This is a genomic window from Companilactobacillus nantensis DSM 16982 (assembly GCF_001435815.1).
Taxonomy (GTDB): domain Bacteria; phylum Bacillota; class Bacilli; order Lactobacillales; family Lactobacillaceae; genus Companilactobacillus; species Companilactobacillus nantensis.
On sequence record NZ_AZFV01000004.1, the window covers coordinates 22,248 to 46,146 of the forward strand.

Below are 23,899 nucleotides of genomic sequence, written 5' to 3' on the forward strand. Positions count from 1 at the left end.
TGAGAAAAGAACTTCAACCTTGCCCAATCTTGGTCGAGGTTCTTTTTTTAATCTACAGGAGTGATTCCCGATGGATGACATTCAAAAAAAATTACAAACGAAATCCAAAGCCACTTTTCAAGACTACTTTGGCAAGGGAATTTGTTACCTTTGTATAGGTTTAATCATTTTATTGGTTACTTGTATTCTTTACTTTATCGCCTCAAAAGGTCTAGCAACATTTACAAAAGATCATGTACGAGTGCTTGATTTTCTAACGAAGTCAAACTGGAACCCTGGTGCTACTGATGCCAAGGGACATCCCGACGTTGGTGCCTTACCAATGATTGTGACTTCATTCAGCGTTACTTTACTAGCAGCTCTAATCGCCACCCCTTTTGCTCTAGGCGTTGCCATCTTCATGGCAGAATTTTCTAGCAAACGTGGTAGTAAAATTTTACAGCCAGTTATTGAATTACTAGTTGGTATCCCTTCAGTTGTTTATGGATTCATTGGATTATCAGTTGTCGTTCCATTTATCCGTGGTATTTTTGGCGGAACTGGTTTTGGTATCCTTTCTGGGACGTTGGTTCTCTTCGTTATGATTTTACCAACGATTACTTCCCTATCCGTTGACAGTTTGAAGTCTGTACCACTTTACTATCGTCAAGCATCACTAGCTTTAGGAGCAACAAGATGGCAAACAATTTACAAGGTTATCTTACGTGCTGCTGTACCAGGTATTTTGACAGCCATTATCTTCGGTATGGCTCGTGCCTTTGGTGAAGCCTTAGCCGTTCAAATGGTTATTGGTAATGCAGCCTTGATGCCAAAGAATTTAATTTCTCCGGCTTCAACTTTAACAAGTAAGCTAACAACCGATATTGGTAATACAGTTATGGGAACCCTTCCTAACAATGCCCTTTGGTCATTAGCTCTAATCTTGTTATTAATGTCATTAGTTCTCAATATGCTTGTTAAATTCATTGGAAAGCGAGGTCGTTTCTAGATGAATGCAAAAAAATGGGATCATGTTGCCACAGGAATCATTTATGCTTTGGTAGCAGCGGTCGTCTTTATCTTAATTGCAATTTTAGGTTACATTCTTTTCAACGGTGTTCCTAATATCTCTTGGCACTTCTTAACATCCCCCGCCCAATCCTTTAGTGCTGGTGGTGGGATTCGTGATCAACTATTCAACTCATTGTACTTACTAGTTTTAACTATTATCGTTTCACTCCCAATTGGTTTAGGAGCTGGTATTTATTTATCTGAATATGCTGCTGAAAATTGGTTTACTGACTTAATCCGGACTAGTGTTGAAGTTTTGAGTTCTTTACCATCCGTAGTTGTCGGTTTGTTTGGTTATTTATTATTTGTTATCAAATTAAACCTTGGCTTTTCAATTTTATCTGGAGCCATTGCCTTAACCTTCTTCAATTTGCCACTATTGACTAGAAATATTGAAGAATCACTCCGGAGCGTTCCTAACTTACAGCGTGAAGCCGGAATGTCACTAGGACTATCCAACTGGAAGACGACAACTAAAATCGTTCTGCCAGCCGCCTTACCAGGTATCCTAACTGGTTTGATCTTGAGTGCCGGAAGAATTTTCGGTGAAGCCGCTGCTCTAATTTATACCGCTGGTCAAAGTGCTCCAACTGTTGATTACACAAATTGGAATATTTTCTCCGCTACTAGTTTTCTTAATCCAATGCGTCCAGCCGAAACATTAGCTGTTCATATTTGGAAAGTTAATACCGAAAGTGTTACTCCCGATGCCGCTTTAATTTCAAGTGCATCATCTGCTGTTTTAATCATCGTTATTTTAATCTTCAACCTAGGAGCACGTTTCTTGGGTAATAAATTGTACAAAAAAATTACTGCCACGAAATGAGGTCCTAACTCTTGAAAGAATATAATTTGAATGATTCATACATCACAAATATCCCCGAAAGAAAGGCTCTCACAACCAAAGATTTACAAGTTTATTATGGTGATAACCATGCTATCTTTGATGCCAATCTTGATTTTCCCCGCTACAAAATCACTGCTTTAATTGGTGCTTCAGGATGTGGTAAATCAACCTTTCTTCGTTGTCTAAATCGCATGAACGATAAGGTAGCTAAAGTCGATGGCGAAATCATGTATCGAAACGTTAATATCAACGACCCCAAAATCAACGTTTATGAAGTTAGACAACACATCGGTATGGTTTTCCAAAGACCAAATCCTTTTGCTAAATCCATTCAAGAAAATATTACGTTTGCTTTGAAAAACGCTGGTATTAAAGATAAAACAGAACTTGAAAAACGTTTGGAACAAAGTCTAAAAGGTGCCGCTCTTTGGGATGAAGTTAAAGATGATTTGAATAAAAGTGCTTTGGCGCTATCTGGTGGTCAACAACAACGTCTCTGTATTGCCCGTTCCATCGCTATGCACCCCGACATCTTGTTACTCGACGAACCAGCCAGTGCCCTTGATCCGATATCAACATCCAAAATCGAAGAGACACTTCAAGAATTAAAGAAAGACTATTCAATCATTATCGTGACACACAACTTGCAACAAGCTTCGCGTATTAGTGATTACACAGCTTTCTTACATTTGGGACATGTTATTGAATACAATTCGACAGCAAATGTTTTTACAAATCCTAAAATCCAAACAACTGAAGATTACGTTTCAGGAAACTTTGGTTAAACAAAAAAGTTTCGACTCCATCAAAAAGGAATCGAAACTTTTTTAATTGCCATTTAAGAAGTAAAACACGCTATTCAGGATTAATTTTTCCCGTCGTGACAGCCAATGTTAAACTTAAAACGTTAAAGAAAAGAGGCTTATCATGGAGGAACAACGTCAAAAGCTTATCGACCTAATGGACACCGCCTATAATGACATTCAAAATCCAAAGTTTAATGATTTTCGTAAAAAATTAGTGGAACTCTCTCAAGAATTAAATAATGACGAGGATTACATTAAAATCATGCTTGCGCTTAGAACTGATTTGCTACAAGCTGATTTAACTCTAAATCTTAAAAATCGAATTTCAGGGTTACCTGCAGAATATAGTGCAATTTATTACTTTATCGAACCCCAATTAAAAGCAATCGATGCTAAAGTTTTGGATAGATATACTCACTTTGGATTTATTCCCCTTAAATTTGGCAGTACAGTTAAATACCCTTAGACTCAAAAAGAGAGTGGGACAAAATAGGTTCATTCGAGCATTAAGGCAAATAGCTCCAGTAATCCGATTTTGGATTGCTGGAGCTATTTGTTTTAAGCGGAAAAAGCTATGTTTTGTTCCACGTTTATGTAGCATGTTTAAAGGCAATAATAGTTTTGTCTCAGACTCTTTTTTAATATAACTTGGTTACATTTCTACAGCTAGATTTTGATAATCATTAATCATTTGATCAATTCTTAAATCACCTGGAATTTTTATTGAAGCCAATTTGGCATCTTCAACTAAAATAACTTTACCAGCTTGGGCATTATTAGCTGCTTGAATGCCAGAAACAGAATCTTCAAAAATTGCACTATGCTCTGAATTGACCCCAACATTCTTCATAGCATGCAAAAAGATATCTGGGGCAGGTTTTCCCGCTAAATTTCCATCATTCAAAGCTACCTTCTGGCGATCAAACCAACGGTCAAGTTGTAACTGCTCAAAGAAGAAATCAACATTACTTGCCTCGGATGCTGTCGCAATATTTACCTGAATCTGCTTTTTCAGACACTTGTCCAAAAATTCTGGCAATCCGGCTACTAATTGAAACTCATTAACTCGCCTTAAACATTCAGCACGATACATCTGTTCTTTCTGTTCCGAAATATCAGCTAATTCTGAATCACTCAACCGTCTTTGTAAATAGTATTCAAAAGTATGCCGATTATTTCGACCAGCAATATGCTGCGCAAATTCAACTTCAGTCATATTTCGATTAAACTGTTGCTTTAAAAAGGCTCGCCATGAATCCTTTTGAATTCCACCGTCAAAAATCATCGTACCATTGAAATCAAAAATCATTGCTTTTATCATAATCAACATCCTTTCAACTCAATCAACTTAATTTTTACATACGTGTGGATAGTATTCAAGACAACTACGACACTTAGAAAAATATTTTAGATTTAGAAAAACATTGCAAATTATGAAAACTATTTAACGCGTAATACTAGTTTATATTTTGTATTGTCATCTGTTTTCTTGATGATATATTTCGTAAAAATTACATGTTTCAAATCTTGCAAATCACGTTTTTCCTGACTCATGAATGCTCGATGAATCTTATGATTAAAGCCCGTCACTAAGGCCATCCAACCATGTGTCACCGCAATTGACCAATCAGCACTGCTACCAACTACTTGTTCCATATGAATTTGATAACAAAAATCAAACGCAGCATTGGCAACCTCAAATTCCGTTTGCTTATTAGCTGTCACTTTTTTCAAATCTTCAATTTTTTCAATTAGCATAAATAAATTCCCCATATATAAAATAAAAAAGACGGGTCTTTTCGACTCGTCTCTTATTTTACTTGTTTATCAAATATTTATATAGCCCGATAACGATTAATCATTATCTCCTTGCGCTCTCAATAGTTCACCCAAAGCTGGTTGGTCTTTAGGATCAATTTCATATTGTTTAGCAAAAGCGTCGACTGCTTCTTGACCATACAACTTAGCATCCATTGGCATGAAGGCTGTGGCAATTGGGTCAACTTGTCTAATAACAGCATTAACAACGATTGGTTTCTTGTTACCAGCTGCTTGCAAGTCTTTAATTTTACCAAATACTTCATCAACATCTTTAATTGATGAAACAGTAAAGCCAATACCACCTAGACCTTCAGTAACTTTAGCCCAATCGGCTCCAGTCAAATCGACACCATATAAGTGTTGCTTTGAAGCCACTTGTTCATAGTAAATGAAACCTAATCTTTCATTTGAAAGAACGACATTAATAACTGGCAATCCATATCTAGCTTCAGTAATAATATCAGGAGCAACCATTGAAAAGCCACCATCACCTGACAAAGTCCATGCTTGTGCATCAGGTACACTCAAAGCACCAGCAAGTCCGGCAGGTAAACCAAAGCCCATTGTGGCGAACAATCCTGATAAAGCAAAACGTTGATTATGATTCATTGGCAATCCACGGACACCGAATTCAGAAACATTTCCGGTATCAACACCATATGTATCGTTGGGACCAGCCATTTCGGCCATTTTCTTCGTAACTGTCTCCGGATTCAAACCTTTACTATCATCTTTAGCACGGTCATCCAACCATCTGTCCCAGTTAGCTTTGTTTTCTTGGTTGGCTTTCAACCAAACTCCAGCTGGCAAAGTTTCCTTTGTATCAATTAGACCTTGCAAATAACTCTTGGCATCAGCAATAACAGCATAATCTACATCTACGGTCTTACCGATATCATAAGGATTATTATTAACGTTAATAATTTTGACACCTTCTGGCCAGAATCTAGCAAATGGAAATTCTGAACCGATGAACAAAATCAAATCAGTATGTTGTAAAGCCTCAAAACCCGATTTACTACCCAAACGGCCAAATGTTCCGATAAAGTTAGGGTGATCAGAACTAATAACTCCAGTGGCTGGAACGGTTGTCATAACTGGAATATTAAATTGCTCTGAAAACTTAGTCAAAACATCCTTAGCACCTAACAATCCAAGACCAGCATAAACTAGTGGATGTTTAGCTTCTTTTAACATCTTCAATGTATTTTGGATGTCTTCAGGATTAACCGTTTGCGTATATGTTTGTTTAACAGTCTTTGGTGTCTTAGTTGGTACATAGTCAATCTCATCACTAGTTAAATTTTCAGGCAAGATTACTACTGAAACACCGTTTTGACGATATGCCTCACGAATAGCTTGATTAATGACATATGGAATTTGTTCAGCCGTTGTTACAGTCCGATTATAAACGGCCACGTCAGCGAACATTGGACCTTCATCCATTTCTTGGAAATAGTTAGTGTTCATATTTTCTTGTGGTACTTGACCAACTAAAGCCAAAACTGGCACGTGATCCATCTTAGCATCATACAATCCATTAAATAGATGTGTTGCACCAGGACCAGCGGAACCAAAGGCTACACCAATCTTACCAGTAAATTTGGCGTCAGCAGAAGCAGCAATTGCTCCGACCTCTTCATGACGAACTTGAATATACTTAACTTTATCCTTTTCCAAATAAAGTCCTTCAACAGTATGATTGATTGAACCGCCAGGAACACCGTAAACGTGATCAACGTCCCAATCCTCAAGAACCTTTACTAAAGCTTGTCCAGCTATCATTTTTGTCATTTTTTCCACTTTCCCTCTTAAAAGTTTCAATCAAAACCGTAAAACCATATAAGTTGCTTGCAAACGTTATCATCGGACACTTTTACGGAAAAATCAAATAATTCATCTTGTTCATAATTTAATTAGTAACTTGATTATTATTTCATCAAAAAATATTATATTTTTCGACATTGCGGACAAAAAAAGTTTGGGACAAAACTATTATTGTCTCCAAACATGCAGAATAAACGTGGAACAAACCATAGCTTTTTCCGCTTAACCCAAAAAGAGCAGCAATCCAAAAATCGGATTACTGCTCTTTTTGCCTTAATACTCGAAAGCTGAACATGGTTTGTCCTACTCTCTGAGTTTTTATCAATTATTAAAAAACCGTGATATGACTAAGAAAACTATTCCACCTACAATTACGCCAATTCCAATAATCAGGTAATTCCATAATCCTAATACCCCTAACAAAATCAAGACTATCCCAATAATTGGATGATGTAATAAAGCAATCCCCGTTTTGATAAATAACCAAATAATCACGAGAATAGCCACTCCAATAGCAATCAACAATGGTGCTGCTGAACTATTAGAACTGGCTGCCATTAATGTGAGCATTTTAAGCCTCCTTTTTTGTAAAACAAATTATATCATTAATACAATCTGGAGGTATATTTATTTGTACGAATCAAGACCTACTGTAATTAACTGAAGGTTGAAAAAATCGAAAAGACATCTTTTACTATCCTAAACGTAAAAAGTTAATTAAATATATTCTAAATTTTTATGTAAATTCCTGTATTTCTTATGAAAATAATATTACAATCAAGGCTTAGGAAAATGATAGGGGCGTTTTCTTATCATTCTATCTTCAAAGGAGTTTATTTTGCTATTAGAAGAAAATAATCACAGAAAATGGTTTGCGATAGTTTATTTGGTCGCATTCTTTCTCTTAGAAATTATGGTCATTACCAACAATTTTATCGTAACTGGTTTTGATCAAACAGCTCAACATATTTTCAGTTCCATGGTTACACCATTTAATACCAAACTATTCACAATTATTACCTTTCTTGGCAGTCCTGCTATGGATGTGATCTACCTAGTCATTATGGCGTTACTGTTTTATCGAATCGGTAGAAAAGATTCAAGTTTCTGGATTGCCTTTATTTTAATCGGCGGGAATATTATTTCCTACTTAATTAAAATAACTGTTAAGCGATCCAGACCGACTGGTAAAATCATTCCTGCTTCAGGATATAGTTTTCCCAGTGGACATGTTTTTGGCACGATGTTAGTTATTCTAACCTTGATTTTCCTAGTTTTGCCCACATTGAAAAGCTTATCAACTCAACATATTATTACTGCCGTTTTAATTATTTGGTTGGTAATAGTCGCTATTTCACGAGTTTATTTACGGGGACATTATCTCAGTGATGTAGCTGGTAGTATGTTATTGGCGGGTGCTTGGTGGGAATGCTCGGAAATGTTGTATTTGAAATATTATGATACAATTGGCAATTTCTTAAAATTGAATAATACGAACCAATAACAAAAAATCCAATTAGCGATTAGGCTAATTGGATTTTTTGTTTATTGACTAATGATATCTTTAATCGCAGCTAGCAACTTAGTAATATCTTCATCATAAACTTCCCCGATGTTACCAATTCTAAATGTTGGTACTTGTGAGATTTTACCTGGATAGATAACAAATCCGTCATTTTTCAATTGATGGTAAAACTCATTGAAATCAAATTCATCATTTGGATAAATGAATGACGTGATGATTGGTGATTGATAAGTTTCATCAATCAAAAGCTTAAAACCAAGGTCAGCCATTCCAGTAGCTAAATGTTTTTGATTACTTTCATATCGCTTATGACGAGCCACCACGCCACCCTCTGCTTTTAACTCAGCAAGAGCTTCATAAAAGGCATGTACAACGTGTGTTGGTGATGTAAAACGCCACTTACCGTTATTTCGTTCCATTTCAGCATATTGATCGTACAGATCAAGTGACAAAGTTCTGGATAATCCTTTGGTTGCTTCAAGAATTTGCTTTCTAGCAATTACAAATGAAAATCCAGGCACACCTTGAATACACTTATTGGAACTACTAATTAAGTAATCAATTTTTTCTTCTTTGACATCAATCGGAACACCACCAAAACTACTCATAGCATCAACGATTGTAACAATTCCGTGTGCTTTAACATAAGGAATAATATCTTCAATCGGATTAAGAATTCCAGTTGTTGTTTCACAATGAATCATTGCAAAATGTGTAATATCTGGATATTGATCAAGATATTCAGTCACTTTTTCCAGAGTAATTGGTTCTCTTTCGTCTACGACCAAGTCAACATGTTCGATGCCATAAATATCGGCCATCTCACTGATTCGTTTTCCATAAGCTCCGTTGATAGCAATCATTAATTTATCGTCCGCAGATATTGTTGAGCTAATGACTGATTCTACACCATAAGTACCACTACCTTGAATCGGTACGGCTGTGTATTCTTCTTCAGAAACTTGTGCTATTTCTAACAGTGACTGACGAAATGATTGAGTGATCTTTTTATAATCGTCATCCCAAGTGCAATAGTCAAAATCCATTGCTCCCTTAACTTCCTCACTAGTCGTTAAGGGTCCTGGTGTTAAAAGTAAGTATTTTTCTACCATTTTTTATCCATCGATTCATTCAAATATTCAATAATTTGTACCAAATCAAAAATGTTATCAATTACAAAATCAGTGTTTACTGATTCAAATTTACGTTTTACGTCGTTACGTTTAGAAATTTGTTCTTCAATACTCAATTCATCAAATTCAATCTGTGATAATCCCATCAAACTACTGCCTTCGACTATCCCAACGGTTTTAACACCGGCATTTTGACCTTCATCAACATCAACCAAAGTATCACCTACTTTGATGATTTTTTTAGGATCATCAATATTGAACTTTTTCATAATGAATTGAATCATGGCTGGGGATGGACGTCCTAAGCCATTAACATCTTCCGATGTAACAACCATGTCTGGAGTATAACCGGCCTCTGCAGCCTTGTCCTCAACAATTTCCATCATCTCTGCAGTATAACCAGTAGTTGTCGCAACTTTTATTCCGTATTCTTTAAGGTAATTGAAAGTTTTTAATACCCCGGATTTCAACTCTGTTGATTCTTTCAAATAACGAAGAAGGGCTTCTTGAAAATCCGCATAGATTTTCTTACGATCATCATCATTTGGCTTAGTCGAATACTTTTGTTCCCATTGTTGTTTAACATCATCAAGTTCTAAGATTTTCCCGATATGGTCCCATTTTGCCATGCCCATATCTTGACGAATATCATCATCACTCAATTCAATACCGGCATCTTTGAACGCCTTTTTAAATGCGATGACAGGAGCTAAACTGCCATAATCGACAGTGGTTCCGGCCCAATCAAAAATTACTGCTTCAATCATAAAATTCTCTCCCTAACTTAACGGTTCAAATAAATTTGTCTAATTTTAACCGCAATAAACTCAAGTGCAAATGTTACTAAAATAACTAAGTAAACGATGAAACCTGTTTCGTGGAAATCAAAACTCATACCACTGGCAACAAACAATTGATATCCAATACCACCAGCACCTGCAGCGGCACCAACAGCAATCGCATTCGCAAAGTTAATTTCTAGACGGATGAATGTCCAAGAAACAAGTGAAGCTACAATAGTTGGCCAAATTGCTTGAAAAACAACGACCCAAAATTTGGCTCCTGTTACTTTTAACGATTCAATAGTGGATTTATCAATTCCTTCGATACTTTCTGAATAGGCTTTAGTTAAATAGGCAATACTATGGAAACTCAATCCTAAAACTGCTGCCGTTGTTCCTAAACCACAAACAATTGAGAAGATCAGTGCCCAGATGATTGTAGGAATTGCACGAACAATCGCCATTGCTACACGAATACCTGCACCCAGATACGCATTGGTTAAGTTTTTGGAAGCTAAAACAGCGAATAAGAATCCAAAAACAGCTCCAATGATAGTAGTCAATATTGAAAGCATGACTGTGCTTGCCAATGCTTGAAGTAACAATGGGACCCCGTCGCTACCAGCGTTAGGTTGTAAAAACATTTGATTTAAAGTTATCGCTAATCCTTTAAAAGCTTCATCAACATGAACGCCTGCAGTATCCAGATGAGTCAAAGTATATCCAGTAATTAAAATCAAACTACCGAAAACAATAAAAATCATTGTTCTTGAAAGAGATTGTTCATGCAATTTAATTTGAGGAGATCGCGGAGTTTTAGGTTTTTGAATAATATTCTCTTCACTATTTATCACAAGATCACCCTCCTAATTTGATTTGAAATCGTCTCTAAGGCAATTACAACAATAATAATTGCTAATACAGTCATCCCCGCAGCATCAAAGCGGAAACTCTTATAGTAAATATCGAAAATAAAACCAATTCCGGTACCAGTCAAAATACCAACTAGCGTAGCATCTCGAACATTATTTTCAATCATATAAAGAATCCAACTAAGAATACTTGGCAGAATCTGTGGAAGTACTGCTTGGAAAATAACTTGGAAGTAACTAGCACCTGTTGCTTTTAAAGCCAACATCGTTTCACTAGCTTCATCCTCAATAATTTCCATAAAGGCACGAATCAAGTAACCAATAGACATTAATAGCAAAGCTAAAAATCCTGTAAAGTCACTTTGTTTGAATGAAAATAGTAAGATCATTGACCAAGCCACCAAAGGAATATTTCTAAAGAAAGACGCTACTCCTCGGACAATTGTTTGTACGAAACTGTTGATACCAGTTACTTTGGAACCCAACAAGGCTACAAAGATTGAAACAATAGCGGCAACAACAGTCGACGAAATGGCCAACAATACTGTTTGAATTAATTTTTGCCAAATCTTTGGAAGATATTCCATTGAATGGGCTGTTGGTCTGAAATAAATACCCAACCAAGCAAAGGCCTTTGGCACTGCAATGAATCCATCAACACTATTAAAATTTAACGCCCAACTGCCGAATACATAAATACCACCAATTAGAGCGATAACTGCTGTTTGATGCCAACCTTTGTGAGCTAAGTACTTTTTAGGTGATTGCATCATTCAAGCTCCTTTGTAATGTCTTGATCATACAGTGTTCTTAAAATGTCCTCTGACAACAAATCAGCACTTTCGTCAAAGACTAAACGTCCCTTACGAATACCAATAATTTGGTCGGCATATTTCTTTGCCATATTGATTTGATGAAGATTGGCAATACAGATTAGGTTATATTCTTCGGTTAAGTCTTTTAGCAATTCCATGACGTTTTGTGCAGAAGCTGGATCTAGTGAAGCGATTGGTTCATCACACAAAATGACCTTAGGGTGTTGAATCAAGGAACGAGCAATCCCCACCCGTTGCTTTTGACCACCACTCAATTCGGAACATCTCTTTAAAGCAAATTTTTCTAATCCAACTTTCTTTAAAAGTGACATTGCTTCTTCTTTTTCTTCTTGCGTATAGCGTCCGAAAACACCCGCTAATGTAGATTTATATCCTAGACGTCCGTGTAAAACATTTTCAATTACAGTTAGTCTTTCCACCAAATTGTAGTTTTGGAAAACCATTCCAATTTGGCGACGATACTTACGTAGTTGTGTCTTATTTGCTGTCCGTATATCATTTCCGTCTAACAAAATCTGCCCATCATCGTCCTTGATCAACTGATTTAAGCTTCTTAAAATAGTCGTTTTACCAGCACCAGAAGGCCCAATAATGGCAACGAATGTTCCTGGTTTGATGTCGAAGGAAATATCTGTCAATGCAGGTCGATCCTTCTCGTAGCTCTTTTGTAAATTCTTAACCTCTAACATAGCCTTACCTCTTATTATTTACCAATTAGTTCATGAGTTGGTTTGTACCAGTCATCATCAACTTTTAGAAGCTTCATCTTGTCACTCTTCTTTTGCCATAGTGTTGGTGTCTTACCTTTACCATCTGAGAATAGATCTTTGTTATCTGTGAATTCTTTTGAAGTAAATAGTTTGGCAATTGCGTCTGAATCTTTCTTGCTTAGAGCTTTTGTATTAACTACGAAAGGTCCATTTTGAACTGGTAGAACTGAGATATTAACTAATTCCTTACCCTTGAATTGTTCAAATGGTGCTTCAGCGTCATCCTTAACCTTGAATGTTGAACCAACCTTGTCATAACTACCTTCTGAAACTTTTAGGAATGGTGTTAGATCAATATCATCGAAGGCTGCAACGTCAACGTCACCCTTCAATAAGTTAATTGCTGAACCTGGGTGAGTACTTCCGTAAAGAACTTTATCAAAGAACTTGCCACCTTCTGATAGGTCGTCTTTGTTCTTCAACTTGAAGTGCTTTTGAATTTCATCTGTTGGAACTGCGAAACCTGATGTTGAACTTGTTGAAACGAATGAAGCTTTTTCGCCCTTAATCTTGTCGATGTTGTACTTGCCGTCTTTCTTGTATTGATCGGCTTTATCTTTATTAACCATTAGGTATGAACGGTAACTAGCACCCTTAGTAGTACCATCTGGACCTGATTGAAGAAGAAGTGGTTCAACCTTACTGTTTTGTGCATGTGCTTGGATATAACCATCGGCACCCATGAAGGCTAATTGAGCCTTACCTGATGCAATAGCTTCAATAGCTACGTTGTAGTCAGTTGTTGTTTGAATGTTAACTTTCTTACCTGTAGCCTTGTGTAATTGTTCTTGCAAAGCTTTACGTGAAGCAGTAAAGTTCTTTGCTGATTCATTTGGATAGAAAACCATAGTAATTTCTTTATTATCTGCACTACCTGCTTTTTCTGAAGCTGAACTCTTAGATGAGCAACCAGCTAGAACACCTGTAAGTAGCAAAAATACCCCTAGAAAAGCGGTCAAAATTCGCCCTTTTTTCATAAATAACTCCCAACTTTCTTTGTCTTTTTTTCGAACAATTTAAGGTTAACAAAGCTATGTAAAGTAATAATAAATTTTCTGTAAAATAATAATTTGTAATATTTACAATATTTATACATTTTATATACATTTAACTAAGCTATAATGGAATTGAAAAAACATAGGAGGTAAATTTATGGCTACAAATATTCCTTATATCGAATTAGCAAATGGCGTGATGGTTCCCCAAGTTGGTTTGGGAGTCTTCAGAATGGATGATGACCAAGTTTTAGATAGTGTTAAGTGGGCTATCGAAAGTGGTTACAGACACATTGATACCGCAAGTTTCTATGACAATGAAGAAGCTGTTGGTAAAGCTATTAAAGCATCCGGTATTGATCGTAAATATCTTTTCATCACAACTAAGGTTTGGAATAACATCCGTGGATATGATGAAACAATTGCACAATTCAATAATTCATTACAAAAATTAGGTTTAGACTACTTAGACCTTTACTTGATTCACTGGCCTGCAGCAGGATTTGAAGAGAATTGGCGTGCCATGGAAGACCTCTATAAAGCAGGCAAAATTCGTGCTATCGGTGTATCCAATTTCAAGGCACACCACATCGAACAATTAATGAAGACAGCAACAATTGCCCCTATGGTTGACCAAATTGAGACACATCCATACTTGCAAGAAACTGACTTGCATGAATATCTTCAAGAAAAGCACATCGTTCATGAATCATGGAGTCCACTCGGTGCAGGTTTAAACAAAGTTGTGGATAACCCTGTTATTAAGGAACTTGCTGAAAAATATGGTAAGTCACCTGCTCAAGTCATCTTACGTTGGCACATTCAACGTGGCGAAGTAATTATTCCAAAATCTACTCACGAAAATCGTATCAAGGAAAATATTGATTTATTTGATTATCACTTTGATTTGACGGCTGAAGATATGGCAAAGATTGCTACACTCGATAGTGATCAACGTGTCGGTGCTGATCCTGATGACCAAGAGTTCTTAGAAAAATCAACTACTTACACAAATCAAAACAACGCTAAGTAACCTAATAATTTAGAAAAAATATCAAAATCAAAAAAGCATCTATTAAAAGTGAATCAAATCACTTTTTAATAGATGCTTTTTGCTATATTTTTTTGAAGCCAATTAATTTACTGCAATCATTGATAGAAATTGACCAAGAGATTAATACACTAGCCGAATGGCGACATTATCATGCAGAAATTCTTTTCAAATGATGTTCCATTGATTCGCGATAAATCCGTTTGATAGTTTTTTCATAATCGTCATTATTAACACCGAAGACAATTTTCAAATCGCTACCTTCTTGAAAGACAAAACGGACGTGAATCAAACTATTATCTAAATAATTCAAAATTTTACCTGCAATTGCAGGACGTTTACTCAATTGTAAAGATACTGCGGCAACGAGTGCAATATTTTGATTAACTTCAACTGAATCAACACCACATGTTTGCTTTAATTTTTCAATAATCACTGGCAAATGAACTGTAATATCACACTGTTGACATAAGAAACTAAATCCGTCATTACCAGAAGGTACCGAGTTAATCGCTAAATCGAACTTTTGGAAGACAGACAAAACTTTTTGCAAGACTTCCAAATGTTTATTCAATTGATATTTTCGAATTGTAATTACAGTACAATCCTTCCGACCAGCAATTCCAGTCACAATGTGATCATATTTCTTCTCTTCGTGGGCACTGACTACTAGTGTTCCGCCAGCTTCAGGTTGATTAGTATTCAAAATAGCTGTCGGGATATGTTTTTCTCTGACAGGACGAACTGCCTCTTCTTGGAAAACACCAATTCCCATATATGATAATTCTTGCAACTCATCATATGTCAAACTATCGATTTTTTGAGAGTGAGCCACGATTCTAGGGTCAGCCATCAAAATACCTGAGACATCTGTCCAATTTTCGTACAATTCAGCATCAACTAAATTAGATAAAATCGAACCTGAGATATCGCTTCCACCACGAGGCATCAAATGTACAGAGCCATTCTCATTGGCACCGTAAAAACCAGGTACTACTAGTTGAGTATGACTTGCTAAAACATTCAATAATCGCTTTTGTGATTGCGGATAGTTCAATCCTTGTTCATCAAAAATCAAAATATCTTTTGCGTCAACAAAATAATAACCTAAAAATGCTGCCATCAATTTAGCAGTTAAGTATTCACCGCGCGAAATTAAATAATCATGGGAACAATGCTGTAATTGCTGAGAAATATTTTGTAAATCATTTTCGATTTTAACAGGCAATTTCAAATCGTCTCTAATTTTTATAATGCGTTCACTGATTGATTTAAAGAGTGGGTCAGCATCATCACCGGAAGCAACTACTTGTTCCAAATCTAATAACATATCAGTTACCTTAATCGGTTCAGAATCACTTTTTCCAGCTGCACTCACGACAACTATTTGACGACTTTTATCATTCTTAATAATCTGCTTAACCTTTTTAAATTGTCCAGCATCAGCTACTGAACTGCCTCCGAATTTAACAACTTTCATATTAGGCAACCCCCTGACTTGGAAGGCTGACCATAAAGGCAGCAGCATCCCTTTGTAAAACGTCTCTCATTAAACGATGCATCTCACCGACTGGAATTTGGTGAACAGCCAGATAAGCACCTTCATTTGTTGGTTGAAAATCCCCAAAAACGTCACTGATATCAGCTTTACTACGTACTAGATAATCACCTTTAGTTAATTCGGGACAATATTCCATTTTTTTGTTAAAATCACGGCGTAAATGGCATTTCTGTTCTTTAATATCCAAAACATCTTGGACAACCGCATTTGCAGTTGGAAACATCCCGGCACCTTGACCAAAGAAATCAAGTTTACCAATCGTATCTCCGTTCAAAGAAATCAAATTGTAATTATCAGGTGTATTAGCTTCCAATGTTCGATCAAGGAATAAGGCTGGTTCAACCACATAGTCGAATTTATTACCCTTTTGATGTGTCCGACCAATTAATTTAATTGCTAGACCTTTATCTTGGAAATACTTCACATCAGCACAAGTAATATTTCGAATACCAAAGATAGGTAGATTCTGGTGATTTCGAATATCAATGTCATAGGCAATATCAGCACTGATACACAATTTGTTAGCTACATCAATCCCATCAATATCGGCACTTGGATCAGCTTCAGCATAGCCTAAATCTTGAGCTTTCTTTAAAACCTCAACAAATGACTCACCGTTACGACTCATTTGATCCAAAATGAAATTGCTTGTACCGTTAAAAATCCCAGAAATGGCATTAACATTATCAATTCTTAAAGCTTTTTCGAGACCTTGAATCCAAGGGATACCGCCACCAACTGAAGCTTCAAAATAAAATTTAACATTATTTTCTTCAGCTGCTTCAGTAAATTCTTTCAAGTAGCGAGCAATGACAGCCTTATTAGCTGTAATAACATGTTTTCCGTGTTGCAATGCTGCCAAAATATATTCGTGAGCTGGTTCAATCCCACCGATAGCTTCCACCACAACATCTGTTTGTTTATCATTTAAAATTTCATTCATGTCATCTGTCATTTCAGATAATAGACGAGCTTTATTTTTTCTAATTAAGATATGACTCACAGAGAGGTTTTGCGTTTGAACATTGGCCTTCTTAATAATTTTGTACACGCCTTTTCCTACTGTTCCAAATCCTAAGATTGCAATTTTCATAGGTTTAACCTCCTGTTTTCATTCTTATTGTGTTTACATACAGTAAACACTTGTTTTTAATTTATAGACAGTTTACTATATAGATAATTTAAAAGCAAGGAGTTAATACGATGAATAACAACTATACAAGTACTCGCAGTCAAAAAATTCAAATTTCAGCTAAGGAAGCCATTAAAAAAGGCTTTGCTGACGATGGTGGGCTTTTTGTCTATCCTGAATTATCAAATCTGAAAATTAATCTCGAAGCTATGAAAGGTTTGAATTATCAGGAAATTGCACAAATCGTTCTGGAAAAGTTATTACCTGATTTCTCAGCCGCTGAAATTCAAGCAAGCATCGAAAATGCTTATGACCACAGTTTTGACACCGCCAAAATAACTCCACTTGTTTCCGTTAATAACTTCCATGTCCTCGAACTATTTCATGGCCCAACCAGCGCTTTTAAAGATATTGGTCTTCAAATGTTACCCCAATTAATGAAACGGGTACTCAAGAAAAATAATCAAGTTATGATTTTGACTGCCACAAGTGGTGACACTGGTAAAGCAGCTTTGGAAGGATTCAAGAATCTTGATCAAACTGCAATCACTGTTTTTTATCCCCACAATGGTGTCAGTAAAGTTCAACAACTCCAAATGGAAACAACATCCGGTAATAATACCGAAATCACAGCCATCAAAGGTAATTTCGATGATGCCCAGAGTAATGTTAAAAAGATTTTCAATGACCAAGCCCTAAAGCAAAAATTAGGTAAGAACATCAGTCTCTCCAGCGCCAATTCGATTAATATCGGTCGCCTAATCCCCCAAGTTGTCTACTACTTTGATGCATACTTCCAACTAGTCGAGCAAAAACAAATTAAACTTGGTCAAAAAGTCAACTTTACTGTACCAACAGGTAACTTCGGCGATGTCTTAGCTGGTTTTTACGCAAAACAAATGGGTTTACCAGTTAATAAATTCATCGTCGCTAGCAATGCCAATAACGTTTTAACAAAATTTTTCAACACTGGTATTTACAATCGCAATATTCCTTTCCTACAAACAGACGCGCCTAGCATGGATATCCAAATTTCAAGCAATTTTGAACGTCTCCTCTACTATAAGAGCAACGAAGATACTGATTATGTTCAAAAATTAATGTCTGAACTAGAACAAACTGGCTCTTATCAAGTATCAGCACCGATTTTGGATGCTATTAAGGAAGATTTTTATTGTGGTTTTGCAACAGATCAAGAAATTGAAACAACTATCAAAAATGTTTATCAAAATGATAACTACTTAATGGATCCACACACAGCCGTTGGTTACAAAGTTATGCGTGACTACCAAACAACTGACCCTGACACACCAACAATCTTACTAAGTACTGCTAGTCCTTATAAATTTGTTCACGTTGTTACTAAAGCTGTCTTGAACAAGTCCTTTGACGACGATCATGAAGCTATGCAACAACTTCAACAATTTACTCAATTACCAATACCAAAAAACTTAGCACAAGTTTGGGATTTACCAATCTTGCATCAAGATGTTATTAATCAAGCAAATATGACAGACTACGTTTTGGAAAAAGTGGAGGATCATTTTCATGATAAAAATTAAAGTTCCCGCTACAAGTGCTAATCTTGGCGTTGGTTTCGACTGTATGGGATTGGCCGTATCCCTTTATTCAACAGCTTCCTTTGAAAAAAATGACCAGCCATTGTCGATTATTGGTTGTGAACCCGAGTATCAAAATTCTGACAATTTAATTTATCAGGCTTTTGTTAAAGGATGTCAGTTTCTCAAGCAGGACGTGCCTAATGTCAAAATTACAATCGACAATCACATTCCCATTTCACGTGGCCTCGGAAGTTCCGCCTTTTGTATCGTTGCTGGCTTAATGGGTGCTAACGCCTGGTTTGGCAACACTCTGACTAAAGAACAATTACTCGATTTAGCTACTCAAATCGAAGGACATCCCGACAATGTTTCCCCTGCTATCTACGGTCAATTAGGTGTCTCATTTATGAATGACGCTGACGTTCAAACCGTTCATTTTGAAGTGGACCCTAAATTACATTTTGTCGCCTTAATTCCTAATTACCATGTCAGCACTGAAAAAGCTCGTAGCATTCTCCCAACGGAAATGTCCTATCAAACAGCTATTTATCAAATCGGCCATGCGGTTGCGCTATCTAAAGCCTTTGAATTAGGCGACTTAGCCTTGGTCAAAACTGCTATTGTCGACAAGATGCATGAACCATTTCGTTCCCAATTGATTCCCGACTATCCATCAGCTAAAGAAATTACTGAAGCAAATCATGGTGTTCTTTATATTAGCGGTAGTGGTTCAACTTTAATGGCTATCACAAAAGACGACGACGCTGCTGATAAAATTATTACAGACGTCAAAAAAAGCTTCCCTAATTGGGAAGCTCATCATTTAACAGTTGATACTAAAGGTGCTCGTGTAATTTAAGAAATTGTCTGCAAATGTTTCCGATACTCTAGCGGTGTTTGATGGTAACGTTCTTTGAAGGCCGCATAAAAACTTTTCTCATCGGGAAAACCGGTTTCAGCTACAATCTGAGTGAATTTATCATCAGTCTTCTCAATCAATTCAGCTGCTTTTTGAACTCGTAAGAATGTTAAATATTTTTTAGGTGACATTCCGAGATATCGTTTAAAGAATTTGGAAAAATAAGCGTAGCTGTAATTATATTGTTTAGCCATATCTGAAAGTTGGATATCGTTTTGATAATCATTATGAAATTCAGCGATGATCTGAGAAATAACTTCCGGAATATCACTCTTTATTTCCTTATCAACTGTAAAATTACGTACCAAAACACTTATTAATTCAACTGACATAGCTAACTGATGCAAGTGGCTATCTTCAGATGTATCGTGACATTGAAAATCATTAATATTTTTGATTAAAGCAATCAATTCATTAAAGGCAGTCAACTGGCTGTCTTTTTTTGGTGCCTTAACGAGTTCAAAATTCTTTTGACGAACTGTTTGGGGCAAGCTGTGTCGTAACCAATCATAATTTACTAGTACCGTAATAATCCGTTGACCTGGCGTAATTATCGTATCAAAGCTATGAATTAGGCGCGAATTGATCACATACACGTCACCCTCATTTAATTGATACTCCTCGTCCTCAATAAACATTGTTCCCGGATTTCCTTTAGCAATATAACAGATTTCAATTGCTTCATGCCAATGCGGTACAACGTACTTTTTCCCAATTGGGCGGTGATAAATACACTTAATGGGATTTGTATAATCAAACTCTAATAATTCCATTGGTGTAGTCATTATCAATTCCTCCTCTTCCGACAAAAAACGGTAGTTGTATAAACAAATATAATCTTATTAAAGATATTGTAAGCGTATACAATATGCTTGTCAATGAGATTTTACCAAATAACCACCACTTCACGCTACTATGGAGGAACAAAAAATGGCACATATTCAATTAAATTACTTTTCAAATGCACTAATTAAGGATTGTCAGATGGACGTCTTGCTTCCACAAATGACTGCAGACCACCCTGACTGGGATGAGGCTAAACTAACTGACATCCCGGTACTCTATTTATTGCACGGCATGAGCGACGACAATACTTCATGGCTCCGAAAAACTCGTTTGGAACGTCTGGTCAAAAATATTCCAATCGCTGTTATTATGCCTAACGCTGATTTAAGTTGGTATGCCAACACTAACTACGGTCTAAATTACTACGATGCAATTGCCATTGAGTTACCACAAATAGTACATGAATTTTTCCCACAAATTTCAACAAAACGAGAGAAGAATTTTATTATGGGTGCTTCAATGGGCGGTTACGGAGCCTACAAAATTGCCTTATCAACTAACCATTTCAGCTATGCGGCAGCTCTTTCGGGTGCTTTTAATCCGAGTGGTTCCAATACTACTTTAGAAAGTTTCCGTTCACAAAACTATTGGGATGGTGTGATCAATCAGCGGTCTGACTTTGAAAATTCACCCGAAAACTTACTCCATGTGGTTCAACAAAAATTAGCTTTAAATGAGTCAATGCCCAAGCTTTATGCGTGGTGTGGGAAACAAGATTTTCTCTTTCAAGATAACCAAAACTTTGTTAATGATTTAACGAATTTAAAAATCTCAGTTGACGGCGAATTCACAAATGGCAAGCACGACTGGTACTACTGGGACAAGTTTTTAGAAAACGTCCTCGAATGGTTGCCAATTGGTTACGTTCCAGAAGAAAGACTTTGTTAAAGGGGGAAATAAAAACCAGAAAAGACCTTAGGGTCTTTTTTATTTGGCAAATCTATCTGGTACATCAAATGTCAGACAATGGATTGACCCACCTAGTGTCGAAATTTTACCGACATTAATTGGAATGATTTTCTTATTTGTTTGGGCAGCAACTAATTGCATCACTTTTTTATCTGACTTTAAACCGTACATCGGAAAATAAATGGCCTGTTTAGTCTCTAACATATTGATATACAAACCCTTAGCCGACGCAATTTTCTTATCATATTGTCCTTTACTAGTATATGCAGATGGTAAAACAACAAACTTCATTTCCGGATCTTGTTTTCGAATTTGGTGTTCAATCTGCTTCAAAAATCCCGGTTCATAACTAAAATCATTAATAAATAATTTATGTGAACTAATGAATTTAACCATCCCATCACTGTGACCTAAAACATCACCTGGTTCTTTCGAAATGATAATCACGTGCTTAATATTCAATTTATCTTGCAGTTCTTCAACAATTTCTTGCTTGGACCAATCGGGATTGTCGTGATAAACCTGATTAGTTAAAATAACCGTCTGGTCGCCGTTCCATTGCAAATTGCCACCATCAAGAATCAAACTAGATTTACTATAACGATAACGTGATTTTAAAAACTTATTGAAACGTCCATTCAGATAATGACTATCTTTAGGTTTGAGATAATTCGGCGCATATTGAAATTTAACTAAGCGTGTCGTAACAACTGGTGCTACATCTCGTAACCAAATATCAGGATAGTAAAAATTTTTAGTTTTAAAATTTTCTTCTTGATCAGCCAAAGTAAAGAACTTATCTTCCGAAACAGCATTTCGTTGTAGCGATTGATTAAAATACTTCAGACTATCTTTAAATGGTTGATAATACTTATCTTCAGGATCAGGCAGACTCGTATAAATCGTTTGAGCAGATACTGAATTACTCGTTTCAAATACTGTTAAAAGTGCCAGAACCGTGGCAATAATCGTCTTCTTCATTGTCATATACCTCTTTCGAAAACCAGTATAACAGCACGTTTTTTATATTATTTTTATAAAAAATATAAAGCCAGTCTGACGCAGTAAATTCATTCTTGACAGAGGTTAGTTTAAAAAATATATATTTTTTTAATTATAAAAATTAACTATTAATCGACCGATTTAAGAAATGTTTCAATACATTTTATTAATTGCTTTTTAAGTCAAAATAAGTTAGTATTCAGTAAGCACTTACATTAGCTTATTGGTGGTGATTTTTGTGCAAAAGGAACGTTTAGATTTAATCTTAAAAACTTTACAAGAAAAACAAACTTTAACCTTAAAAGAAATTATTGAGCTCACGGACTCTTCTCGTGATACTGCCAGACGCGATATTGTTAAACTAACCGAGAATAATCTAGTCGAACGTAACTATGGCGGTATCAGTCTACCCAATACCTTCCAAAAATTGGATAGTTATCTCCAACGAAGTGACGACTACGTTAATGCTAAAAAGGAACTAGCTAAACGGGCTGCCGTCTTTACCAATCAGGCTACCCAAGTTTATTTGGATGTTTCGACAACTGTGGAATTCATGCCTAAATATTTAACTAATTCCAATTTATTTGCAGTTACAAATTCCTTGGATATTGCCGATCAATTGCTTCGTAATTCCCCATGTAAAACGCGAATCCTTGGTGGCAATCTTGATGCTGAAAAACGTTGTGTCACCGGGACTCGACCTTGTTTGGATTTAGAAAACTACACCTTCGACTATGCTTTCTTGAGCAGTGTGGGAATTGATGAAGAAGGCATCTACTATGCTTACGACGACGATATCGACTACAAAGCTAAGATTCGCAAGCAATCCAAAAAATTAGTCTTACTTCTCGACAGCAGTAAGGTTAACGTTAAACATAATTTCAAAGTCCTCAATCTAGATCAAATTGATTACATCATTACTAACGATAATTTGCCACGAAAACTGGAAAATCGTCTATTGAAATCTAAAACACAAATGATTTATATCTAAGGAGAAATGACTTATGACAAAAACAATTTTATTCGACGTGGACGGAACACTGGTTGATACCGAAAAGACAATCATTAAATCATGGCAGAAAACTTTAAAAGACACTTTGAATATTGAGCCTCCTGCTGAAGAACTTTTCTATGTCTTGGGTATCCCAGGAACTAAGGCTGTTCAAAAGTATTCAACTAATCCTCAACAGAGCCAAGAATTATTAAAACTCTGGGAACACAATGACCACCAAATGTTCCACTATTCTAAACTCTTCTCTGGTATTGAAACAATGCTCCAACAACTGATCGACAAAGGTATTAAATTGGGCGTTGTCACATCGCGAACTAATAAAGAAATGCAAATTGTTTTAGATAAGTTCAACCTCGAAAAATATTTCACTACTTTTATCACTGCTTCAAAAACAAAGCTTCATAAACCAAACCCTGAACCAATCTTAAAGGCTATTGAAACCTTAAAAATCGATCCAACCGACACACTTTATATTGGCGATTCAATTTATGATTTCCAATGTGCTCGCAATGCTCAAGTGGAGTTTGCTTTAGCTAGTTGGGGTGCCAAAGATAATCCTGAATTTTCTAAAGTTGACTACTTATTAAAGCAACCAACCGATTTAGTTAAATTGGTTTAATTATATGGGATACAAAAAACAC

Annotated in this window: 25 protein-coding genes; 11 read left to right on the forward strand and 14 right to left on the reverse strand. The window is 36.1% G+C overall.

Annotation, left to right across the window (positions count from 1 at the left end):
• Positions 1 to 70 precede the first annotated feature (70 nt).
• The 4 genes from pstC (at position 71) to FD31_RS02435 (ending at position 3,169) form a co-directional block, all read left to right on the forward strand.
• The gene (gene pstC / locus FD31_RS02420) at positions 71 to 988 is read left to right on the forward strand and encodes a phosphate ABC transporter permease subunit PstC (RefSeq protein WP_057891184.1); all 918 of its coding nucleotides are present in this window, start codon (positions 71 to 73) and stop codon (positions 986 to 988) included.
• Complete coding sequence (gene pstA / locus FD31_RS02425) at positions 989 to 1,876, forward strand: phosphate ABC transporter permease PstA (protein WP_057891185.1); 888 nt, start codon at positions 989 to 991, stop codon at positions 1,874 to 1,876.
• Positions 1,877 to 1,887: 11 nt separating this feature from the next.
• Positions 1,888 to 2,682 (forward strand): phosphate ABC transporter ATP-binding protein PstB, encoded by a 795-nt coding sequence (pstB, locus tag FD31_RS02430; protein WP_057891186.1) that lies wholly within the window; start codon positions 1,888 to 1,890, stop codon positions 2,680 to 2,682.
• A gap of 142 nt (positions 2,683 to 2,824) precedes the next feature.
• Positions 2,825 to 3,169: a hypothetical protein gene (locus tag FD31_RS02435; RefSeq protein WP_057891187.1), complete on the forward strand. Its 345-nt coding sequence runs from the start codon at positions 2,825 to 2,827 to the stop codon at positions 3,167 to 3,169.
• A 186-nt stretch (positions 3,170 to 3,355) separates the two neighbouring features.
• On the opposite strand, the gene FD31_RS02440 is transcribed toward FD31_RS02435, so the two are convergent.
• The 4 genes from FD31_RS02440 to FD31_RS02455 all read right to left on the reverse strand — a co-directional run bounded on the left by FD31_RS02440 (position 3,356) and on the right by FD31_RS02455 (position 6,921).
• Positions 3,356 to 4,024: an HAD family hydrolase gene (locus FD31_RS02440; RefSeq protein ID WP_057891272.1), complete on the reverse strand. Its 669-nt coding sequence runs from the start codon at positions 4,022 to 4,024 to the stop codon at positions 3,356 to 3,358.
• A 119-nt stretch (positions 4,025 to 4,143) separates the two neighbouring features.
• Positions 4,144 to 4,461 carry a hypothetical protein gene (locus FD31_RS02445; protein ID WP_057891188.1) on the reverse strand — a complete coding sequence of 106 codons (318 nt, stop codon included), beginning with the start codon at positions 4,459 to 4,461 and terminating at the stop codon, positions 4,144 to 4,146.
• A 96-nt stretch (positions 4,462 to 4,557) separates the two neighbouring features.
• Positions 4,558 to 6,318, reverse strand: a complete 1,761-nt coding sequence (locus FD31_RS02450) for a thiamine pyrophosphate-binding protein (RefSeq protein ID WP_057891189.1) — start codon at positions 6,316 to 6,318, stop codon at positions 4,558 to 4,560.
• A 354-nt stretch (positions 6,319 to 6,672) separates the two neighbouring features.
• Positions 6,673 to 6,921 (reverse strand): hypothetical protein, encoded by a 249-nt coding sequence (locus FD31_RS02455; RefSeq protein WP_057891190.1) that lies wholly within the window; start codon positions 6,919 to 6,921, stop codon positions 6,673 to 6,675.
• A gap of 268 nt (positions 6,922 to 7,189) precedes the next feature.
• On the opposite strand from FD31_RS02455, the gene FD31_RS02460 reads away from it, so the two are divergent.
• The gene (locus tag FD31_RS02460; RefSeq protein ID WP_057891191.1) at positions 7,190 to 7,855 is read left to right on the forward strand and encodes a phosphatase PAP2 family protein; all 666 of its coding nucleotides are present in this window, start codon (positions 7,190 to 7,192) and stop codon (positions 7,853 to 7,855) included.
• Positions 7,856 to 7,896: 41 nt separating this feature from the next.
• Here FD31_RS02460 and phnW read toward each other — a convergent pair whose 3' ends face one another.
• The 6 genes from phnW to FD31_RS02490 are packed head-to-tail and all read right to left on the reverse strand — an operon-like array spanning position 7,897 to position 13,246.
• Positions 7,897 to 8,988, reverse strand: coding sequence for a 2-aminoethylphosphonate--pyruvate transaminase (phnW, locus tag FD31_RS02465; RefSeq protein ID WP_057891192.1), 1,092 nt, complete (start codon positions 8,986 to 8,988; stop codon positions 7,897 to 7,899).
• Complete coding sequence (gene phnX, locus FD31_RS02470) at positions 8,982 to 9,776, reverse strand: phosphonoacetaldehyde hydrolase (protein WP_057891193.1); 795 nt, start codon at positions 9,774 to 9,776, stop codon at positions 8,982 to 8,984. Before phnX ends, phnW begins: the two co-directional genes overlap by 7 nt.
• A 17-nt stretch (positions 9,777 to 9,793) precedes the next feature.
• Complete coding sequence (locus tag FD31_RS02475) at positions 9,794 to 10,645, reverse strand: PhnE/PtxC family ABC transporter permease (RefSeq protein WP_057891194.1); 852 nt, start codon at positions 10,643 to 10,645, stop codon at positions 9,794 to 9,796.
• Positions 10,642 to 11,436, reverse strand: a complete 795-nt coding sequence (locus FD31_RS02480; protein ID WP_235805320.1) for a phosphate/phosphonate ABC transporter permease — start codon at positions 11,434 to 11,436, stop codon at positions 10,642 to 10,644. The genes FD31_RS02475 and FD31_RS02480 overlap by 4 nt, the downstream gene beginning before the upstream one ends.
• Positions 11,433 to 12,188 carry a phosphonate ABC transporter ATP-binding protein gene (gene phnC / locus FD31_RS02485; RefSeq protein WP_057891196.1) on the reverse strand — a complete coding sequence of 252 codons (756 nt, stop codon included), beginning with the start codon at positions 12,186 to 12,188 and terminating at the stop codon, positions 11,433 to 11,435. Before phnC ends, FD31_RS02480 begins: the two co-directional genes overlap by 4 nt.
• 14 nt (positions 12,189 to 12,202) lie before the next feature.
• Entirely contained in the window at positions 12,203 to 13,246 is a 1,044-nt protein-coding gene (locus FD31_RS02490; protein ID WP_057891197.1) for a phosphate/phosphite/phosphonate ABC transporter substrate-binding protein, read from the reverse strand.
• Positions 13,247 to 13,421: 175 nt separating this feature from the next.
• Between FD31_RS02490 and FD31_RS02495 the strand changes: the two genes are divergently transcribed.
• Positions 13,422 to 14,297 (forward strand): aldo/keto reductase, encoded by an 876-nt coding sequence (locus tag FD31_RS02495; RefSeq protein ID WP_057891198.1) that lies wholly within the window; start codon positions 13,422 to 13,424, stop codon positions 14,295 to 14,297.
• A 169-nt stretch (positions 14,298 to 14,466) separates the two neighbouring features.
• On the opposite strand, the gene FD31_RS02500 is transcribed toward FD31_RS02495, so the two are convergent.
• Both FD31_RS02500 and FD31_RS02505 read right to left on the reverse strand, forming a co-directional pair.
• On the reverse strand, positions 14,467 to 15,795 hold the full coding sequence (locus tag FD31_RS02500; protein WP_057891199.1) for an aspartate kinase: 1,329 nt from the start codon (positions 15,793 to 15,795) through the stop codon (positions 14,467 to 14,469).
• Between the two features lies 1 nt (position 15,796).
• Entirely contained in the window at positions 15,797 to 16,969 is a 1,173-nt protein-coding gene (locus FD31_RS02505) for a homoserine dehydrogenase (RefSeq protein ID WP_057891200.1), read from the reverse strand.
• A gap of 110 nt (positions 16,970 to 17,079) precedes the next feature.
• Here FD31_RS02505 and thrC point away from each other — a divergent pair, with 110 nt between their 5' ends.
• Both thrC and thrB read left to right on the forward strand, forming a co-directional pair.
• Entirely contained in the window at positions 17,080 to 18,570 is a 1,491-nt protein-coding gene (thrC, locus tag FD31_RS02510; RefSeq protein WP_057891201.1) for a threonine synthase, read from the forward strand.
• Entirely contained in the window at positions 18,557 to 19,429 is an 873-nt protein-coding gene (gene thrB / locus FD31_RS02515) for a homoserine kinase (RefSeq protein WP_057891202.1), read from the forward strand. The genes thrC and thrB overlap by 14 nt, the downstream gene beginning before the upstream one ends.
• Here thrB and FD31_RS02520 read toward each other — a convergent pair.
• The gene (locus FD31_RS02520; RefSeq protein WP_057891203.1) at positions 19,426 to 20,274 is read right to left on the reverse strand and encodes an AraC family transcriptional regulator; all 849 of its coding nucleotides are present in this window, start codon (positions 20,272 to 20,274) and stop codon (positions 19,426 to 19,428) included. The two genes, thrB and FD31_RS02520, sit on opposite strands and share 4 nt — an antisense overlap.
• A gap of 145 nt (positions 20,275 to 20,419) precedes the next feature.
• Here FD31_RS02520 and FD31_RS02525 point away from each other — a divergent pair, with 145 nt between their 5' ends.
• Positions 20,420 to 21,223, forward strand: a complete 804-nt coding sequence (locus FD31_RS02525; protein WP_057891204.1) for an alpha/beta hydrolase — start codon at positions 20,420 to 20,422, stop codon at positions 21,221 to 21,223.
• A 39-nt stretch (positions 21,224 to 21,262) separates the two neighbouring features.
• Here FD31_RS02525 and FD31_RS02530 read toward each other — a convergent pair whose 3' ends face one another.
• A complete protein-coding gene (locus FD31_RS02530) occupies positions 21,263 to 22,225 on the reverse strand; it encodes an agmatine deiminase family protein (RefSeq protein ID WP_083483568.1) in 963 nt (320 codons plus the stop codon).
• Between the two features lie 259 nt (positions 22,226 to 22,484).
• Between FD31_RS02530 and FD31_RS02535 the strand changes: the two genes are divergently transcribed.
• Together FD31_RS02535 and FD31_RS02540 are read left to right on the forward strand one after the other, a co-directional pair.
• Positions 22,485 to 23,237, forward strand: a complete 753-nt coding sequence (locus tag FD31_RS02535; RefSeq protein ID WP_057891205.1) for a DeoR/GlpR family DNA-binding transcription regulator — start codon at positions 22,485 to 22,487, stop codon at positions 23,235 to 23,237.
• Between the two features lie 13 nt (positions 23,238 to 23,250).
• Positions 23,251 to 23,877 carry an HAD family hydrolase gene (locus tag FD31_RS02540; RefSeq protein WP_057891206.1) on the forward strand — a complete coding sequence of 209 codons (627 nt, stop codon included), beginning with the start codon at positions 23,251 to 23,253 and terminating at the stop codon, positions 23,875 to 23,877.
• Positions 23,878 to 23,899 lie beyond the last annotated feature (22 nt).

Coding starts and splice junctions, on each gene's coding strand:
- pstC (WP_057891184.1), top strand. CDS start 71: ATGGATGACATTCAAAAAAAATTACAAACGAAATCCAAAGCCACTTTT.
- pstA (WP_057891185.1), top strand. CDS start 989: ATGAATGCAAAAAAATGGGATCATGTTGCCACAGGAATCATTTATGCT.
- FD31_RS02435 (WP_057891187.1), top strand. CDS start 2,825: ATGGAGGAACAACGTCAAAAGCTTATCGACCTAATGGACACCGCCTAT.
- FD31_RS02440 (WP_057891272.1), bottom strand. CDS start 4,024: ATGATAAAAGCAATGATTTTTGATTTCAATGGTACGATGATTTTTGAC.
- FD31_RS02445 (WP_057891188.1), bottom strand. CDS start 4,461: ATGCTAATTGAAAAAATTGAAGATTTGAAAAAAGTGACAGCTAATAAG.
- FD31_RS02450 (WP_057891189.1), bottom strand. CDS start 6,318: ATGACAAAAATGATAGCTGGACAAGCTTTAGTAAAGGTTCTTGAGGAT.
- FD31_RS02455 (WP_057891190.1), bottom strand. CDS start 6,921: ATGCTCACATTAATGGCAGCCAGTTCTAATAGTTCAGCAGCACCATTG.
- phnW (WP_057891192.1), bottom strand. CDS start 8,988: ATGGTAGAAAAATACTTACTTTTAACACCAGGACCCTTAACGACTAGT.
- phnX (WP_057891193.1), bottom strand. CDS start 9,776: ATGATTGAAGCAGTAATTTTTGATTGGGCCGGAACCACTGTCGATTAT.
- FD31_RS02480 (WP_235805320.1), bottom strand. CDS start 11,436: ATGATGCAATCACCTAAAAAGTACTTAGCTCACAAAGGTTGGCATCAA.
- phnC (WP_057891196.1), bottom strand. CDS start 12,188: ATGTTAGAGGTTAAGAATTTACAAAAGAGCTACGAGAAGGATCGACCT.
- FD31_RS02490 (WP_057891197.1), bottom strand. CDS start 13,246: ATGAAAAAAGGGCGAATTTTGACCGCTTTTCTAGGGGTATTTTTGCTA.
- FD31_RS02495 (WP_057891198.1), top strand. CDS start 13,422: ATGGCTACAAATATTCCTTATATCGAATTAGCAAATGGCGTGATGGTT.
- FD31_RS02500 (WP_057891199.1), bottom strand. CDS start 15,795: ATGAAAGTTGTTAAATTCGGAGGCAGTTCAGTAGCTGATGCTGGACAA.
- FD31_RS02505 (WP_057891200.1), bottom strand. CDS start 16,969: ATGAAAATTGCAATCTTAGGATTTGGAACAGTAGGAAAAGGCGTGTAC.
- thrC (WP_057891201.1), top strand. CDS start 17,080: ATGAATAACAACTATACAAGTACTCGCAGTCAAAAAATTCAAATTTCA.
- thrB (WP_057891202.1), top strand. CDS start 18,557: ATGATAAAAATTAAAGTTCCCGCTACAAGTGCTAATCTTGGCGTTGGT.
- FD31_RS02520 (WP_057891203.1), bottom strand. CDS start 20,274: ATGACTACACCAATGGAATTATTAGAGTTTGATTATACAAATCCCATT.
- FD31_RS02525 (WP_057891204.1), top strand. CDS start 20,420: ATGGCACATATTCAATTAAATTACTTTTCAAATGCACTAATTAAGGAT.
- FD31_RS02530 (WP_083483568.1), bottom strand. CDS start 22,225: ATGAAGAAGACGATTATTGCCACGGTTCTGGCACTTTTAACAGTATTT.
- FD31_RS02540 (WP_057891206.1), top strand. CDS start 23,251: ATGACAAAAACAATTTTATTCGACGTGGACGGAACACTGGTTGATACC.